The 14,643-nt window shown below is 66.5% G+C and carries 14 protein-coding genes; 10 read left to right on the forward strand and 4 right to left on the reverse strand.

Annotation, left to right across the window (positions count from 1 at the left end; all coding sequences use genetic code 11):
* Positions 1 to 46: 46 nt before the first annotated feature.
* Complete coding sequence (locus BMZ19_RS10740; protein WP_090310695.1) at positions 47 to 1,378, reverse strand: OprD family porin; 1,332 nt, start codon at positions 1,376 to 1,378, stop codon at positions 47 to 49.
* Between the two features lie 349 nt (positions 1,379 to 1,727).
* On the opposite strand from BMZ19_RS10740, the gene BMZ19_RS10745 reads away from it, so the two are divergent.
* Positions 1,728 to 2,699 (forward strand): 2-hydroxyacid dehydrogenase, encoded by a 972-nt coding sequence (locus tag BMZ19_RS10745; protein WP_090310697.1) that lies wholly within the window; start codon positions 1,728 to 1,730, stop codon positions 2,697 to 2,699.
* Positions 2,700 to 2,796: 97 nt separating this feature from the next.
* On the opposite strand, the gene BMZ19_RS10750 is transcribed toward BMZ19_RS10745, so the two are convergent.
* From BMZ19_RS10750 to BMZ19_RS10760, 3 genes are all read right to left on the reverse strand, one after another.
* Positions 2,797 to 3,390: a nitroreductase family protein gene (locus BMZ19_RS10750; RefSeq protein ID WP_090310699.1), complete on the reverse strand. Its 594-nt coding sequence runs from the start codon at positions 3,388 to 3,390 to the stop codon at positions 2,797 to 2,799.
* A 200-nt stretch (positions 3,391 to 3,590) separates the two neighbouring features.
* Complete coding sequence (locus BMZ19_RS10755; protein ID WP_090310701.1) at positions 3,591 to 4,415, reverse strand: sigma 54-interacting transcriptional regulator; 825 nt, start codon at positions 4,413 to 4,415, stop codon at positions 3,591 to 3,593.
* A gap of 80 nt (positions 4,416 to 4,495) precedes the next feature.
* Positions 4,496 to 5,077, reverse strand: a complete 582-nt coding sequence (locus BMZ19_RS10760; RefSeq protein ID WP_090310703.1) for an RBBP9/YdeN family alpha/beta hydrolase — start codon at positions 5,075 to 5,077, stop codon at positions 4,496 to 4,498.
* 254 nt (positions 5,078 to 5,331) lie between these two features.
* On the opposite strand from BMZ19_RS10760, the gene oscA reads away from it, so the two are divergent.
* The 9 genes from oscA (at position 5,332) to thrC (ending at position 14,253) form a co-directional block, all read left to right on the forward strand.
* Positions 5,332 to 5,517: a sulfur starvation response protein OscA gene (oscA, locus tag BMZ19_RS10765; protein WP_090310705.1), complete on the forward strand. Its 186-nt coding sequence runs from the start codon at positions 5,332 to 5,334 to the stop codon at positions 5,515 to 5,517.
* A 195-nt stretch (positions 5,518 to 5,712) separates the two neighbouring features.
* Positions 5,713 to 6,711, forward strand: coding sequence for a sulfate ABC transporter substrate-binding protein (locus tag BMZ19_RS10770; RefSeq protein WP_090310707.1), 999 nt, complete (start codon positions 5,713 to 5,715; stop codon positions 6,709 to 6,711).
* A gap of 134 nt (positions 6,712 to 6,845) precedes the next feature.
* Positions 6,846 to 7,664, forward strand: a complete 819-nt coding sequence (gene cysT / locus BMZ19_RS10775; protein ID WP_090310709.1) for a sulfate ABC transporter permease subunit CysT — start codon at positions 6,846 to 6,848, stop codon at positions 7,662 to 7,664.
* Between the two features lie 13 nt (positions 7,665 to 7,677).
* The gene (gene cysW, locus BMZ19_RS10780; RefSeq protein ID WP_090310711.1) at positions 7,678 to 8,562 is read left to right on the forward strand and encodes a sulfate ABC transporter permease subunit CysW; all 885 of its coding nucleotides are present in this window, start codon (positions 7,678 to 7,680) and stop codon (positions 8,560 to 8,562) included.
* 3 nt (positions 8,563 to 8,565) lie between these two features.
* Positions 8,566 to 9,555: a sulfate/molybdate ABC transporter ATP-binding protein gene (locus tag BMZ19_RS10785; protein ID WP_090310713.1), complete on the forward strand. Its 990-nt coding sequence runs from the start codon at positions 8,566 to 8,568 to the stop codon at positions 9,553 to 9,555.
* Positions 9,556 to 9,649: 94 nt separating this feature from the next.
* The gene (gene xerD / locus BMZ19_RS10790) at positions 9,650 to 10,546 is read left to right on the forward strand and encodes a site-specific tyrosine recombinase XerD (protein WP_090310715.1); all 897 of its coding nucleotides are present in this window, start codon (positions 9,650 to 9,652) and stop codon (positions 10,544 to 10,546) included.
* 95 nt (positions 10,547 to 10,641) lie between these two features.
* The gene (locus BMZ19_RS10795; protein WP_090310717.1) at positions 10,642 to 11,376 is read left to right on the forward strand and encodes a thioredoxin fold domain-containing protein; all 735 of its coding nucleotides are present in this window, start codon (positions 10,642 to 10,644) and stop codon (positions 11,374 to 11,376) included.
* A 109-nt stretch (positions 11,377 to 11,485) separates the two neighbouring features.
* Positions 11,486 to 12,790: a homoserine dehydrogenase gene (locus BMZ19_RS10800; RefSeq protein ID WP_090310719.1), complete on the forward strand. Its 1,305-nt coding sequence runs from the start codon at positions 11,486 to 11,488 to the stop codon at positions 12,788 to 12,790.
* A 53-nt stretch (positions 12,791 to 12,843) separates the two neighbouring features.
* Positions 12,844 to 14,253, forward strand: a complete 1,410-nt coding sequence (gene thrC, locus BMZ19_RS10805) for a threonine synthase (protein ID WP_090310721.1) — start codon at positions 12,844 to 12,846, stop codon at positions 14,251 to 14,253.
* Positions 14,254 to 14,643 lie beyond the last annotated feature (390 nt).

The raw sequence follows: 14,643 nt of genomic DNA on the forward strand, positions 1-14,643 counted from the left end.
CTTGCCGCATGGCAGGCGGCAGAGGGATCTGCCGCCCGTGGGCGAGTTACAGCAGTGGCAGGGTGTAGCTGACGATCAGGCGGTTCTCGTCCCGGTCGGCCGAGTCATTGCCGCGCAGCGAGGCATTGCGCCAGGACAGGCCCAGGCCCTTGAGCGCGCCGTCCTGCAGCACGTAGTCGAGGCGCAGGTCGCGCTCCAACTCCTTATTCTCGCCATCGGGCGCGTCGATGTTGTCGCCGCTCAGGTAGACCACGCTGGCTTTCAGGCCCGGCACACCGATCTTGGCGAAGTCGTAGGCATAGCCGGCCAGCCAGGTGCGCTCGCCGGCGTTCTGGAACTTGCCGATCTGGCGGTCGGTGATCAGGTAGGAGCTGGAGCCGTCGCCCTGGTTGAGGAAGGGGAAGTCGCTGTCGCCGTCGACCTGCTGGTAGCCCAGGTCTAAGGCATGACCGCCCAGGGTGTAGGTGAACAGGGTGCTCCAGGTCTGGTTGTCGACCTTGCCACTGTTGGCATCGCCTGCGGCCCAATAGCCGCTGCTGCGATAGCCCTCGCTGCGACCGGTAGCGCTGGCGTTCTTGCCGTCGGAGCTGCTGTCGAAGTAGCGCAGGTCGCTCTTCAGCGCGCCCACCGGCAGCGCCCAGTTGTGCACCAGGCCGACGAAGTGCTGCTCGTAGAAGTCTTCCAGGTTGCCGAAGTAGTACTGCGCGGTCAGGTCCTTGCTCAGCTTGTAGTCGCCGCCGGCGAAGTAGAACTTGTTGGTGTCGGCATCGCCGCTCGCGCCGCCGATACGCAGGCCGGTGTCGTCGGTGGAGCTGCGGCCCTTGGCGTGCTCCAGCTGGCCTGCGGTCAGGGTCAGGTTGTCGATCTCGCTGGAGGTGATCTGCCCGCCCGCGAACAGCTGCGGCAGCAGGCGGCCGTCGTTGAAGGTCACCACCGGCAGCTTGGGCTGCAGGGTACCGAGGCGCGCCTCGGTCTTGGACAGCTTGACCTTGGCGGTCACGCCGGCCTTGCTGTACTCGTCCACTGCGCTGCCGTCGCTCTCCAGCGGGAACAGCTGGCCCGGAGTGCGCTCGCGGCCCGCCTTGGTGTTGGTGCCGCCGGAGTCCAGCTTGACGCCGAGCAGGCCGATGGCATCCACGCCGAAGCCCACGGTGCCCTCGGTGTAGCCGGAGGCGTAGTTGAAGATGAAGCCCTGGCCCCATTCGCTGGCCTCGCCATTGTTGTTGGCGGTGTTCTTGGTGTTCAGGTCGTAGTAGAAGTTGCGCAGGCCGAGGCTGGCCTTGCTGTCTTCGATGAATCCTGTGGCGGACGCCTGCTGCACGAATGGCAGACCCACGATGCCCGCCACGATGGCCAGGGCCAGAGTGGACTTGTTCATTGCTCGATGCTCCAAGGCTTGAGTGCTGGATGAGCCGGCCGTGCGGGCGTTTCGTGGTCGAATGGGCGGTCACGGGCCGACAGTCACGGGAAGGGACATGCGCATGTCGGTGACGTGAAGATAGGTGAAAGCTGATAAATCCAAAAAGAATATATTTTTATTTTTATATTCTATTTTTTTATAATTGGTGGCGCGGTGGCGTCACGTCTCGACGAGAGGACAGGGCCTGCTCGCCGGACGCCATGGGCCGCGCCGAGCTGGCGCCCGCCCTCGGCGAGGCTGGACGGGCGCCCGCATCCGGGCAATCCTTGCTCCTCGCCACCCCACCGAGCTGCCGCGCAGGATCGCCATGAAAAAGAACGTCTTCGTCTTCAGCCGTCTCAGCCCCGAGCATCAGCAGCGCCTGCGGCACAATTTCAACGTCACCCTGCTCGACCCTGCCGGCGACATCGACGCCCAGTACGCCTCGGCACTGCCCGAGGCCCACGGCCTGCTCGGCGTCGGCCGGCCGTTCGGTCGCGCCCAGCTCGAACGTGCCGGCCGACTGGAAGTCATCTCGACCATCTCGGTGGGCTACGACAACTACGAGCTGGCCTATCTCAACGAGCGCGGCATCCTGCTCACCAACACCCCGGACGTGCTGACCGAGACCACCGCCGACCTCGGCTTCACCCTACTGATGGCCGCCGCGCGGCGGGTGCCAGAGCTGGATGCCTGGGTCAAGGCGGGCCACTGGCAGGCGCCGGTCGGCCCCGCGCAGTTCGGCAGCGACGTGCACGGCAAGACCCTCGGCATCCTCGGCCTAGGCAACATCGGCGCGGCCATCGCCCGCCGCGGGCGCTTCGGTTTCAACATGGAGGTGCTGTACAGCGGCAACAGCCGCAAGCCGGCGCTGGAGCAGGAACTGGGCGCGCGCTACTGCGGCTTTGACGAGCTGCTCGGCGAGGCCGACTTCGTGGTGCTGGTGGTGCCGCTCAGCGCGCAGACCCGCCACTTGATCGGCCGCCGCGAGCTGGCGCTGATGAAGCCGAGCGCCATCCTGGTCAACGTCGCCCGCGGCCCGGTGGTGGACGAGGCGGCGCTGGTCGAGGCGCTGCAGAACGGCCAGATCCGCGCCGCCGGCCTCGACGTCTACGAGAAGGAACCGCTGCGCGAGTCGCCGCTGTTCGCCCTGCCCAACGTGGTGACCCTGCCGCACGTGGGCTCGGCCACCCACGAGACGCGCCAGGCGATGGCCGAGCTGGCGCTGGACAACCTGGAGCGCGCGCTGCTCGGCGGCACGCCGCGGCATAGGGTCAATCCGCAGGTGCGGGCGCGCTGAGGCAGCGCTAAAGCGCAGCGCAAGGAGGGGAGCAGCGCAAAGCACGAGGGCGAAGACACCAGCAGTGTCTTCGCCCTCGTGCTGTTGACGGTCAGCCTTACAGGCTGAAGTCGCCTTCGGCGGCGATGGCCCCCAGCGCCAGGCGCGGGCTGGGGGTTTCACGGGCCTGCAAGGGCTCGGGCAGGCTGGCGGCGTCGCCGCGCTTGCCGACGGCGACCATGGCGTGGATTTCGTAGCCATCCGGGATCTTCAGCTCGGTCCGGGCCAGTTCCTTGTCGAAGCCGGTCATGGCGTGGGTGTGCCAGCCGGCCAGGTGGGCCTGCAGGGCGAAGAAGCCCCAGGCTGCGCCGGTATCGAAGCCATGCGAGGGGGCCGGCTGTGCTTCGCTCTTGCCCGGCGGTACGAAGGTGGTCTTCGAGACGATCACCAGCAGCGCCGAGGCATGCTGCGCCCAGCCGCGGTTGAACTCGATCAGCAGGTTCAGATAGCGCTGCCAGTCGGCGCCGTCGCGGCGGGCGTAGAGGAAGCGCCAGGGCTGCGAGTTGTAGGCCGAGGGCGCCCAGCGTGCGGCTTCGATGAAGCCGAGCAGGGTGGTCTCGGGAATGCTCTCGCCATTGAAGGCGCGCGGCGACCAGCGCTCGAGGAACTGCGGGTCGACGGCATGGGTGGCGACGCGGGAGTTTTTGCTCATGGGGGCTCCTGGGTAGTGTACGACTCGCTGACTCGAACCCACTCATCTTGCCGCATTGGCGGCCGCAAAGGTTGTCCGTGAGCGGACAATCGGTCCGCAGGGACGTGGGGGCATGAACCTGAATCCGTGGAATGGTTCCAGCGTCGATGGTTCTGCAAGTCGGCAAACAGGCCTGGTGTTCTGCACGGCGCAGCATCCTCTCAGGCGCTGGCCGGCAGCTCGAGGTGCTCGGGATCGATCGACTCGCCGCACACCAGCAGGGCGAAGTGGATGACGCTTTCCAGCTCGCGGGTATTGCCCGGCCAGCGGTAGTTTTCCAGCAACTGCTGGGCCTGGGGGCTGAGCAGCGGTGCCGGTAGGCCGAGGCGCTGGGCGTGCATGCCGAGGAAGTAGCTGGCCATCGGCAGGATGTCGCCCGGCCGCTCGCGCAGTGGCGGCAGCAGCAGGCGGCCGTCGTCCAGGTAGCGCAGCAGGCGCTCGTCGAACTTGCCCACCCGCGCCGCACGGCTCAGGTCGAAGCTGGTGGCGGCGACCAGGCGCACGTCTACCGGATGGGCCTCGCGGGCGCCGACGCGCAGCACCTCGCGGGTTTCCAGGGCGCGCAGCAGCTTGCCCTGCAGCGCCAGCGGCAGGTCGCCGATCTCGTCCAGGTACAGGGTGCCGCCGTGGGCCGAGCCGAACCAGCCGGCGCGGCTGCTGGCCGAGCCGTTGAACACCCCGGGGGCGTGGCCGAACAGTTCGGCTTCGGCATGCTGCGGGCTGAGGCTGGCGCAGTTGAGGGCGACGAACAGGCCGGGGCGGCCGCTCGAGCGGTGGATATGGCGAGCCAGCAGCTCCTTGCCGGTGCCGGTCTCGCCGCGGATCAGCAGCGGCTGGTAGCCGGGGGCGAGGCGCTCGGTTTCCTCGTGCAGCTGGCGCGAGCGCGGGTCGACGAACACCAGCGCCTTGGCGCGGATGCTCAGCGGACTGCGCTCGGCGTCGGCGAAGGTCAGGATCGGTTGGTTGAGGGGATGGTGCGGGTTCATGACAGGCTCCCGGCCGGAGCCTGGCTCCAGCCGTTCAGAAGGATTCGGCGCCCGACGCATAGCAGGTCATGGGCAGGGGCTCAGGCCCGGCGCCGGGCCTGTTGCTCGATCAGGGTCTGCAGGCGATACAGGTAGGCGAAGCCCTGCTCCCACTGACCGTGGCCGGACTTGACGTTGATGTGTCCTACGCCGCTCAGCACCACCGGTTCGGCGCCCCACTGGCGGGCCAGTTGCAGCGCCCGCTCCGGGGTTGCCGCCGAATCGTTGTCGGAACCGACCAGCAGGCTGGGGAACGGCAGCGACTGGCGCGGCATCGGCGCGAAGTTCTGTAGTTCCTGCGGGCAGCCGGGGCGCTCGACATCCGCCGGCGCCACCAGCAGCGCCCCCCGCACCTTGGCCAGCAACGCCGGGGCGGCCTGCGCCGCCCAGTGGGCGAGGGTGACGCAGCCCAGGCTGTGGGCCACCAGGATCAGCTGGCCGGAGGCTGCGGCGATGTGCTGCTCCAGGCGTGCCACCCAGGCTTCGCGTTGCGGATTCAGCCAGTCGGCCTGCTCGACCCGGCTGGCGTCCGGCAGGCTGCGTTGCCAGTGGCTCTGCCAGTGCTCGGCCGGCGAGCCCTGCCAGCCCGGCAGGATCAGGTAGTGGATGGCGTGACGGCGCATGGGGGCAGCCCTCGTGTCTGCGGTTGAGTTGTGCAGTCTAGAAAGCCGAAATAAGAATGTTAAGTAATAAAAAATTATTTATTTATGCTTTTTTGTCTTTTTTGAGAGTGTAATGAAAGCGCAGGCACGCGCTGCCTGCTTAGGTTTTTTAGGAATATAAAGATTCTTAAACAGTATTTTTAAGAATATTCTGGCTCTGCCTAAGATGCGCCACGCCACCCCCTGCCGTGGCAAACCGATCAAGGAGCATCAGCATGAGCGCCACCCTTCGCAGCATCGAAGGCCAGGACGAGGCCGGCCTGTTGCGCGAGATCCACAATGCCCTCAATGGCCTGCGCTACGGCGCGGTGGAAATCACCGTGCACAACGGCCAGGTGGTGCAGATCGAGCGCAAGGAAAAATTCCGTCTGCAGTCGCCGACCGGCAGCAAGCAACCCTGATCCCGCACAGGCCCGACTGGACCACCAGAGGGCGTGAGCATGAAGTCTGATCCCGACCAGAGCATGAGCACGCACATGACCACTCGAGCCTTCCGCCGCTGTTGCTGGCGAATGTGTCGCTGAAGTCCCGCTACGACCTTCACCACCTTCGCATCGTCTGGCGTGCCGCCTGAGGCACGCCCAAGGAGCAACAGCATGTCCATTCGTCGTTTCGCCCTGGCCGCCATCGCCGGCCTGTCCCTCAGCGCCGCCGTGCAGGCGCAGACCACCCTGCTCAACGTGTCCTACGACCCGACCCGCGAGCTGTACAGCGAATTCAACACCTCCTTCAACAAGCACTGGCAGGCCCGGGGCCACGAGGCGGTGACCATCCAGCAGTCCCACGGTGGCTCCGGCAAGCAGGCCCGTGCGGTGATCGACGGCCTGCGCGCCGACGTGGTGACCCTGGCCCTGGCCGGCGACATCGACGAGCTCAACAAGCTCGGCAAGCTGATCCCCGAGGACTGGCAGTCGCGTCTGCCGCAGGGCAGCACCCCGTACACCTCGACCATCGTGTTCTTGGTGCGCAAGGGCAACCCCAAGGCCATCAAGGACTGGGACGATCTGGTCAAGCCGGGCGTCGAGGTGATCACCCCCAATCCGAAGACCTCCGGCGGCGCACGCTGGAACTTCCTCGCCGCCTGGGCCTACGCCGAGCAGAAGTACGGCAGCGAGGCCAAGGCCAAGGAATTCACCGAGCAGCTGTACAAGAACGTCCCGGTGCTGGATACCGGCGCCCGTGGCTCGACCATCACCTTCGTCAACAACAACATCGGCGACGTGCTGCTGGCCTGGGAGAACGAGGCGTTCCTGGCGCTCAAGGAGGAGGGGGGGGAGAACTTCGAGATCGTCGCACCGTCGCTGTCGATCCTCGCCGAGCCGCCGGTGGCGGTGGTCGACAAGAACGTCGACAGGAAGGGCACCCGCGAGGTGGCCACCGCCTACCTGAACTATCTATACAGCGCGGAAGGCCAGCGTATCGCGGCGAAGAACTTCTACCGTCCGCGTGACGCCAAGGTGGCTGCCGAGTTCAGCAAGCAATTCCCCGACCTCAAGCTGGTGACCATCGACAAGGATTTTGGCGGCTGGAAGAGCGCGCAGCCGAAGTTCTTCAACGATGGCGGCGTGTTCGACCAGATCTACCAGGTGCAGTGATTCGTAGGATGGGTTGAGCGAAGCGATACCCATCGGTTCCAAGCCTACCCAGAGATGGGTATCGCAAGCTCAACCCATCCTACGGACTGTTCAACCGCTGGCGTCGCCAGCTTGCTTGAGATCCAGAGGATCCTATGTCCCGCCGCACTTCCCCCGTCATACCCGGCTTCGGGCTGACGCTGGGCTACACCCTGGTGTATCTCGGCCTGTTGGTGCTGATTCCGCTGGGCGCCATGTTCGTGCATGCCGCGCAACTCACCTGGAGCGATTTCTGGGCCATCGTCAGCGCCCCGCGGGTGCTGGCGGCGCTCAAGCTGAGCTTCGGCACGGCCTTCGTCGCCGCGCTGATCAACGGCCTGATCGGCACCCTGCTGGCCTGGGTGCTGGTGCGCTACCGCTTTTCCGGGCGCAGGATCATCGATGCGATGATCGATCTGCCGTTCGCCCTGCCCACCGCGGTAGCCGGCATCGCCCTGACCGCGCTGTACGCGCCGAGCGGGCTGGTCGGCCAGTTCGCCAGCGATCTCGGTTTCAAGATTGCCTACACCCCGCTGGGCATCACCCTGGCGCTGACCTTCGTGACCCTGCCGTTCGTGGTGCGCACGGTGCAGCCGGTGCTGGCCGACATCCCTCGCGAGGTCGAGGAGGCCGCCGCCTGCCTGGGCGCCAGGCCGCTGCAGGTGTTCCGCCACGTGCTGCTGCCGGCGCTGCTGCCGGCCTGGCTGACCGGCTTCGCGCTGGCCTTCGCCCGTGGCGTCGGCGAGTACGGCTCGGTGATCTTCATCGCCGGCAACATGCCGATGAAGACCGAGATCCTGCCGCTGCTGATCATGGTCAAGCTCGACCAGTACGACTACACCGGCGCCACCGCCATCGGCGTGCTGATGCTGGTGGTGTCCTTCGTCCTGCTGCTGCTGGTCAACCTGCTGCAGCGCCGCATCGAAACCCCGTAAGGAGGAGGTCGTCATGTCATCCATTACCGCGGTCACCTCCGCCAAGGCGCACGGCAACGCCAATGCCGCGCGCTGCGGCCACGCGCTGGGCCGCAACCTGCTGATCATCGGCGCCTGGCTGGTGTTCGCGCTGTTCCTGCTGCTGCCTCTATATATGGTGCTGAGCGAGGCGCTCAAGCAGGGCCTGGGCGTGTTCTTCACCGCCATCCTCGAGCCGGACGCGATTGCCGCGCTCAAGCTGACCCTGCTCGCCGTGGCCATCTCGGTGCCGCTCAACCTGCTGTTCGGCGTCGCCGCCGCCTGGTGCGTGAGCAAGTACGAGTTCCGCGGCAAGAGCCTGCTGGTCACCCTGATCGATCTGCCGTTCTCGGTGTCGCCGGTGATCGCCGGCCTGATCTACGTGCTGCTGTTCGGCGCCCAGGGCTTCTTCGGCGAGTGGCTGCAGGACCGCGACATCCAGATCGTCTTCGCCGTGCCCGGCATCGTGCTGGCCACCCTGTTCGTCACCGTGCCCTTCGTCGCCCGCGAGCTGATCCCGCTGATGCAGGAGCAGGGCACCCAGGAGGAGGAGGCCGCGCGCCTGCTCGGCGCCAACGGCTGGCAGATGTTCTGGTACGTCACCGTGCCGAACATCAAGTGGGGCCTGATCTATGGCGTGGTGCTGTGCACCGCGCGGGCGATGGGCGAGTTCGGTGCGGTGTCGGTGGTCTCCGGGCATATCCGCGGCTACACCAACACCCTGCCGCTGCACGTCGAGATTCTCTACAACGAGTACAACCACGTCGCCGCCTTCAGCGTCGCCAGTCTGCTGCTGGCCCTGGCGCTGTGCATCCTGCTGCTCAAGCAGTGGAGCGAGGCCCGCCTGGCGCGCCTCCAGTCGAATGCTGCCGAGGAATAAGCCATGAGTATCGAGATCCGCAACGTCAGCAAGCGCTTCGGCGCCTTCCAGGTCCTCAACGACATCAATCTGGATATCCGCAGCGGCGAGCTGGTGGCCCTGCTCGGTCCGTCCGGCTGCGGCAAGACCACCCTGCTGCGCATCATCGCCGGCCTGGAAAGCCCGGACCAGGGCAGCATCGTGTTCCACGGCGAGGATGTCTCCGGTCACGACGTGCGCGACCGCAACGTCGGCTTCGTGTTCCAGCACTACGCGCTGTTCCGCCACATGACGGTGTTCGACAACGTCGCCTTCGGCCTGCGCATGAAGCCCAAGCGCGAGCGGCCGAGCGAGACGCAGATCGCCGCCAAGGTCCACGAGCTGCTCGGCATGGTGCAGCTCGACTGGCTGGCCGACCGCTACCCCGAGCAGCTGTCCGGCGGCCAGCGCCAGCGCATCGCCCTGGCCCGCGCGCTGGCGGTGGAGCCGAAGATCCTCCTCCTCGACGAGCCGTTCGGGGCGCTGGACGCCAAGGTGCGCAAGGAGCTGCGCCGCTGGCTGGCGCGCCTGCACGAGGAGATCAACCTGACCTCGGTGTTCGTCACCCACGACCAGGAGGAGGCCATGGAGGTCGCCGACCGCATCGTGGTGATGAACAAGGGCGTGATCGAGCAGATCGGCCATCCCGGCGAGGTCTACGAGCAGCCGGCCAGCGACTTCGTCTACCACTTCCTCGGCGACTCCAACCGCCTGCAGCTGGGCGACGAGGGGCACATCCTGTTCCGCCCCCACGAGGTGTCGCTGGCGCGCGAGCCGCTGGCCGAGCACCGCCGTGCCGAGGTGCGCGACATCCGCCCGCTCGGCGCGATCACCCGGGTGACCCTCAAGGTCGAGGGACAGGGCGAGTTGATCGAGGCCGAGGTGGTGAAGAGCCATGCCAGCCTGCTCGGCCTGCAGCGCGGCGACCCCCTGTATTTCCGTCCCGCTGCCGGCAGCCTGCGTTCCGCGTCCTGAACCCGCTCGGCCATCCCGGTCTGCGCCCGCAGGCCGGGCTGGTCGGCCTGGCCGGGCTCTGCCAGACTGCGCTTTTTGGCCTGGCGTATTGCCCATGTCTGCCGTCAGTCACCCGCTTGTCGAACGCTTCCTCGAATCCCTCTGGCTGGAAAAGGGCCTGTCCCGGCATACCCGCCTGGCCTACGGCACCGACCTGGCGCTGTTCCGTGACTGGCTGGTGGAGCGCGGCTTCGACCTCGAGCGGGTCGATCGCGAGCTGATTCTCGAGCACCTCGGCTGGCGCCTCGACCACGGCTATCACGCCCGCTCCACGGCGCGGCTGATGTCCTGCCTGCGCGGTTTCTACCATTACTGCATGCTCGAGGACTTCATCGCCGAGGACCCGACCCTGCTGGTCGCCCTGCCGCGCCAGTCGCGGGCGGTGCCGCACACCCTCAGCGAGGCGGAGGTCGAGGCGCTGCTGGTCGCGCCGGACACCGCCGAGGCGCTCGGCCTGCGCGACCGCGCCATGCTCGAGGTGCTGTATGCCTGCGGCCTGCGGGTCAGCGAGCTGGTCGGTCTGACCCTGGAGCAGGTCAACCTGCGCCAGGGTGTGGTGCGGGTGTTCGGCAAGGGCTCTCGCGAGCGCCTGGTGCCACTCGGCGAGGAGGCCATCGACTGGCTGCTGCGCTACCTGCGCGAGGCGCGCGGCGAGCTGCTGATCGGCAAGCCCAGCGATGTGCTGTTTCCCAGTCTGCGTGGCGAGCAGATGACCCGGCAGACCTTCTGGCACCGCATCAAGCTGCACACCCGCAGCGCCGGCATCGACAAGCCGCTGTCGCCGCATACCCTGCGCCACGCCTTCGCCACCCACCTGCTCAACCATGGCGCCGACCTGCGCGTGGTGCAGATGCTGCTCGGCCACCGCGACCTGTCGACCACGCAGATCTACACCCATGTGGCGCGCGCCCGCCTGCAGGCGCTGCACGCCGAGCACCATCCGCGCGGCTGATCGTCGGCCTGTGTAGCCGCTCCGCAGTCGCGGCGGGCGGGTATGTTAGGCTTTATCAATAGTTCAAGCCGCTTCCTCGCGCTCAAGGAGTTTCCATGCGTCTGTCCCGCTTTCTCGCTGCCGCCGCGTTCGGTCTGGCCAGCTCCATCGCCCTGGCCGCCGATCCGGACCTGGCGATCCGCCAGACCCTGAAGTCGCTGCAGCCGAACCTGCCGATCGAGGCGATCAGCGAAAGTCCGATGCCCGGTCTGTACCAGGTGCAGCTCAAGGGCGGCCGCCTGTTGTATGCCAGCGCCGACGCGCAGTTCGTCCTGCAGGGCTTCCTGTTCCAGGTCAAGGACGGCAAGACCGTCAACCTCACCGAGCAGGCCGAGAGCAAGGCGGTGGCCCAGCAGATCAACGCCATTCCCGCCAAGGAGATGGTGGTGTTCCCGGCCGATCCGAAGGCCGCGCAGAAGACCCACATCACCGTGTTCACCGACACCGACTGCGGCTACTGCCAGAAGCTGCACAGCGAAGTCGCCGAGCTGAACCGCCGCGGCGTCGAGGTGCGTTACGTCGCCTTCCCGCGCCAGGGCACCGGCAGCCATGGCTACAACACCCTGGTCAGCGTGTGGTGCGCCAAGGACCCGCGCGAGGCGATGAACCTGGCCAAGGCGCGCAAGGAAGTACCGGCGGCGCAGTGCGAGAATCCGGTGGAGAAGCAGTACCAGCTCGGCCAGATGATCGGCGTGCAGGGCACCCCGGCCATCGTGCTGGCCAATGGCCAGTTGATCCCCGGCTACCAGCCGGCGCCGCAGCTGGCCGAGGCGGCACTGGCGGCCAAGTGAGCGACGGGCAGCTGGCGATTGACTAACCACCAGCCGCTTCGTAATGTGCGGATCTTTTCATCGGCCGGAATTTCCGGCCGTTCTGTGTAGTGATGATGGGGAACTTAGCGTGAAACCGGTGAAAGTAGGTATCTGTGGGTTGGGAACCGTCGGTGGCGGTACCTTCAATGTGCTCAAGCGCAATGCCGAAGAGATTGCCCGCCGTGCCGGGCGCGGCATCGAAGTGGCGCAGATTGCCGCGCGTGACGCCAACCCGCAATGCGATACCACCGGTACCCCCATCACCGGTGACGTGTTCGAGGTGGCCAGCAACCCGGAAATCGACATCGTCATCGAGCTGATCGGCGGCTATACCGTGGCCCGCGAGCTGGTGCTCAAGGCCATCGAGAACGGCAAGCACGTGGTCACCGCCAACAAGGCGCTGATCGCCGTGCACGGCAACGAGATCTTCGCCAAGGCCCGCGAGAAGGGCGTCATCGTCGCCTTCGAAGCCGCCGTGGCCGGCGGCATCCCGGTGATCAAGGCAATCCGCGAGGGTCTGGCCGGCAACCGCATCAACTGGCTGGCCGGCATCATCAACGGCACCGGCAACTTCATCCTCACCGAGATGCGCGAGAAGGGCCGTGCCTTCGAGGACGTACTCAAGGAAGCCCAGGCGCTGGGCTACGCCGAAGCCGACCCGACCTTCGACGTCGAGGGCATCGACGCCGCGCACAAGCTGACCATCCTCGCCTCCATCGCCTTCGGCATCCCGCTGCAGTTCGACAAGGCCTACACCGAGGGCATCACCGCGCTGACCACCGCCGACGTCAACTACGCCGAGGCGCTGGGCTACCGCATCAAGCACCTCGGTGTGGCCCGCCGCACCGAGGCCGGCATCGAGCTGCGCGTGCACCCGACGCTGATTCCGGCCGACCGCCTGATCGCCAACGTCAATGGCGTGATGAACGCGGTGATGGTCAACGGCGACGCCGTCGGCAGCACCCTGTTCTACGGCGCCGGCGCCGGCATGGAGCCGACCGCCTCGGCGGTGGTGGCCGACGTGGTCGACGTGACCCGCGTGCTGACCACCGACCCTGAGAACCGCGTGCCGCACCTGGCCTTCCAGCCGGATTCGCTGTCCGACCACCCGATCCTGCCGATCGAGGCCTGCGAGAGCGCCTACTACCTGCGCATCCAGGCCAAGGACCATCCGGGCGTGCTGGCCCAGGTGGCGACCATCCTCTCCGAGCGCGGCATCAACATCGAATCGATCATGCAGAAGGAAGCCGAGGAACACGACGGCCTGGTGCCGATGATCCTGGTCACCCACCGTGTGCGCGAGCAGAACATGAACGACGCCATCGCCGCCCTCGAAGGCCTGGAAGGCGTGGCCGGCAAGGTCGTGCGCATCCGCGTCGAACAGCTCAACTAATCCGTCAACGGCTGTCGGCGCGCGCCGGCAGCCCGCACCGAAGGTTTGTCCCCATGCGCTATATCAGTACCCGCGGCCAGGCGCCGGCCCTCAACTTCGAAGACGTGCTGCTCGCGGGCCTCGCCAGCGACGGTGGCCTCTACGTGCCGGAAAACCTGCCGCGCTTCACCGTCGAGGAGATCGCCTCCTGGGCCGGTCTGCCGTACCACGAGCTGGCCTTCCGGGTGATGCGCCCGTTCGTCGCCGGCAGCATCGCCGATGCCGACTTCAAGCAGATTCTGGAAGACACCTACGGCGTGTTCGCCCACCAGGCAGTGGCGCCGCTGACCCAGCTGGGCGCCAACGAGTGGGTGCTCGAGCTGTTCCAGGGCCCGACCCTGGCGTTCAAGGACTTCGCCCTGCAGCTGCTCGGCCGTCTGCTCGACCACGTACTGGCCAAGCGCAACGAGCGTGTGGTGATCATGGGCGCCACCTCCGGCGACACCGGCTCGGCCGCCATCGAAGGCTGCAAGGCCTGCGACAACGTCGACATCTTCATCATGCACCCGCACAACCGCGTGTCCGAGGTGCAGCGCCGGCAGATGACCACCATCCTCGGCGAGAACATCCACAACATCGCCATCGAAGGCAACTTCGACGACTGCCAGGAGATGGTCAAGGCCAGCTTCGCCGACCAGGGCTTCCTCAAGGGCACCCGCCTGGTGGCGGTCAACTCGATCAACTGGGCGCGGATCATGGCCCAGATCGTCTACTACTTCCACGCCGCCCTGCAGCTCGGCGCACCGCACCGCTCGGTGGCCTTCTCGGTGCCGACCGGCAACTTCGGCGACATCTTCGCCGGCTACCTGGCGCGCAACATGGGCCTGCCGATCAACCAGCTGATCGTCGCCACCAACCGCAATGACATCCTGCACCGCTTCATGTCCGGCAACCGCTACGACAAGGACACCCTGCACGCGTCGCTGTCGCCGTCGATGGACATCATGGTGTCGTCCAACTTCGAGCGCCTGCTGTTCGACCTGCACGGCCGCAATGGCCTGGCCGTCAGCGCGCTGATGGACGAGTTCAAGGCCACCGGCAAGCTGTCGGTGGCCGATGACCGCTGGACCGAAGCCCGCCGCCTGTTCGACTCGCTGGCGGTGGACGACGAGCAGACCTGCGCGACCATCGCTCAGGTGCATGCGCAGACCGGCTACCTGCTCGATCCGCACACCGCGATCGGCGTCAAGGCCGCCCGCGACTGCCGCCGCAGCCAGGCGTTGCCGATGGTGGTGCTCGGCACCGCGCACCCGGTCAAGTTCCCGGAAGCGGTGGAGAAGGCCGGCATCGCCGCCGTGCCGCAGCTGCCGCCGCACCTGGCCGACCTGTTCCAGCGCGAGGAGCGCTGCACCGTGCTGGCCAACGACCTGAAGACCGTGCAGGACTTCGTCAGTCAGCACGGCAACCGCGGCAAGCCGCTGTAAGTTAAGCTGCGAGTTGTCCACAGGGGGGGCCGGTTGCGCAAGCAGCCGGCCCTTTTTGTTGCTGCACCAGCAAGGACTGCCGGGGGAGGTCGGGCGCAGACCATTGTGGTGCCTGGCGCCATCCGGGTGCGAACTTGTGCACAATTTCCAGGTTCCTGCGCAAATCCCGTCGCCCTGCGCTGGTGCGTCTCGGGTCCGCCGCCGCTAATAACTAATTCATTGAAAATCAAGCAGAAAAAATGCTGAGCAAAAAATGACCAGTTTGTCTGCAGGCCATGCGCTGCAGGGGGCAGGGCGATCTGTCCGGAATTTGTCCACCCAGTTATCCACAGTAATTGTGGATTGAACGCCGCCCTGTCCAGCGCTGTAACTGTGGATAAGATCGTTATA

The organism is Pseudomonas linyingensis, from assembly GCF_900109175.1.
GTDB lineage: Bacteria > Pseudomonadota > Gammaproteobacteria > Pseudomonadales > Pseudomonadaceae > Geopseudomonas > Geopseudomonas linyingensis.

Bases quoted from the DNA above. Each gene is read 5' to 3' on its own strand.
- BMZ19_RS10740 (WP_090310695.1), bottom strand. From the start codon at position 1,378: ATGAACAAGTCCACTCTGGCCCTGGCCATCGTGGCGGGCATCGTGGGT.
- BMZ19_RS10745 (WP_090310697.1), top strand. From the start codon at position 1,728: ATGAAAAAGAACGTCTTCGTCTTCAGCCGTCTCAGCCCCGAGCATCAG.
- BMZ19_RS10750 (WP_090310699.1), bottom strand. From the start codon at position 3,390: ATGAGCAAAAACTCCCGCGTCGCCACCCATGCCGTCGACCCGCAGTTC.
- BMZ19_RS10755 (WP_090310701.1), bottom strand. From the start codon at position 4,415: ATGAACCCGCACCATCCCCTCAACCAACCGATCCTGACCTTCGCCGAC.
- BMZ19_RS10760 (WP_090310703.1), bottom strand. From the start codon at position 5,077: ATGCGCCGTCACGCCATCCACTACCTGATCCTGCCGGGCTGGCAGGGC.
- oscA (WP_090310705.1), top strand. From the start codon at position 5,332: ATGAGCGCCACCCTTCGCAGCATCGAAGGCCAGGACGAGGCCGGCCTG.
- BMZ19_RS10770 (WP_090310707.1), top strand. From the start codon at position 5,713: ATGTCCATTCGTCGTTTCGCCCTGGCCGCCATCGCCGGCCTGTCCCTC.
- cysT (WP_090310709.1), top strand. From the start codon at position 6,846: ATGTCCCGCCGCACTTCCCCCGTCATACCCGGCTTCGGGCTGACGCTG.
- cysW (WP_090310711.1), top strand. From the start codon at position 7,678: ATGTCATCCATTACCGCGGTCACCTCCGCCAAGGCGCACGGCAACGCC.
- BMZ19_RS10785 (WP_090310713.1), top strand. From the start codon at position 8,566: ATGAGTATCGAGATCCGCAACGTCAGCAAGCGCTTCGGCGCCTTCCAG.
- xerD (WP_090310715.1), top strand. From the start codon at position 9,650: ATGTCTGCCGTCAGTCACCCGCTTGTCGAACGCTTCCTCGAATCCCTC.
- BMZ19_RS10795 (WP_090310717.1), top strand. From the start codon at position 10,642: ATGCGTCTGTCCCGCTTTCTCGCTGCCGCCGCGTTCGGTCTGGCCAGC.
- thrC (WP_090310721.1), top strand. From the start codon at position 12,844: ATGCGCTATATCAGTACCCGCGGCCAGGCGCCGGCCCTCAACTTCGAA.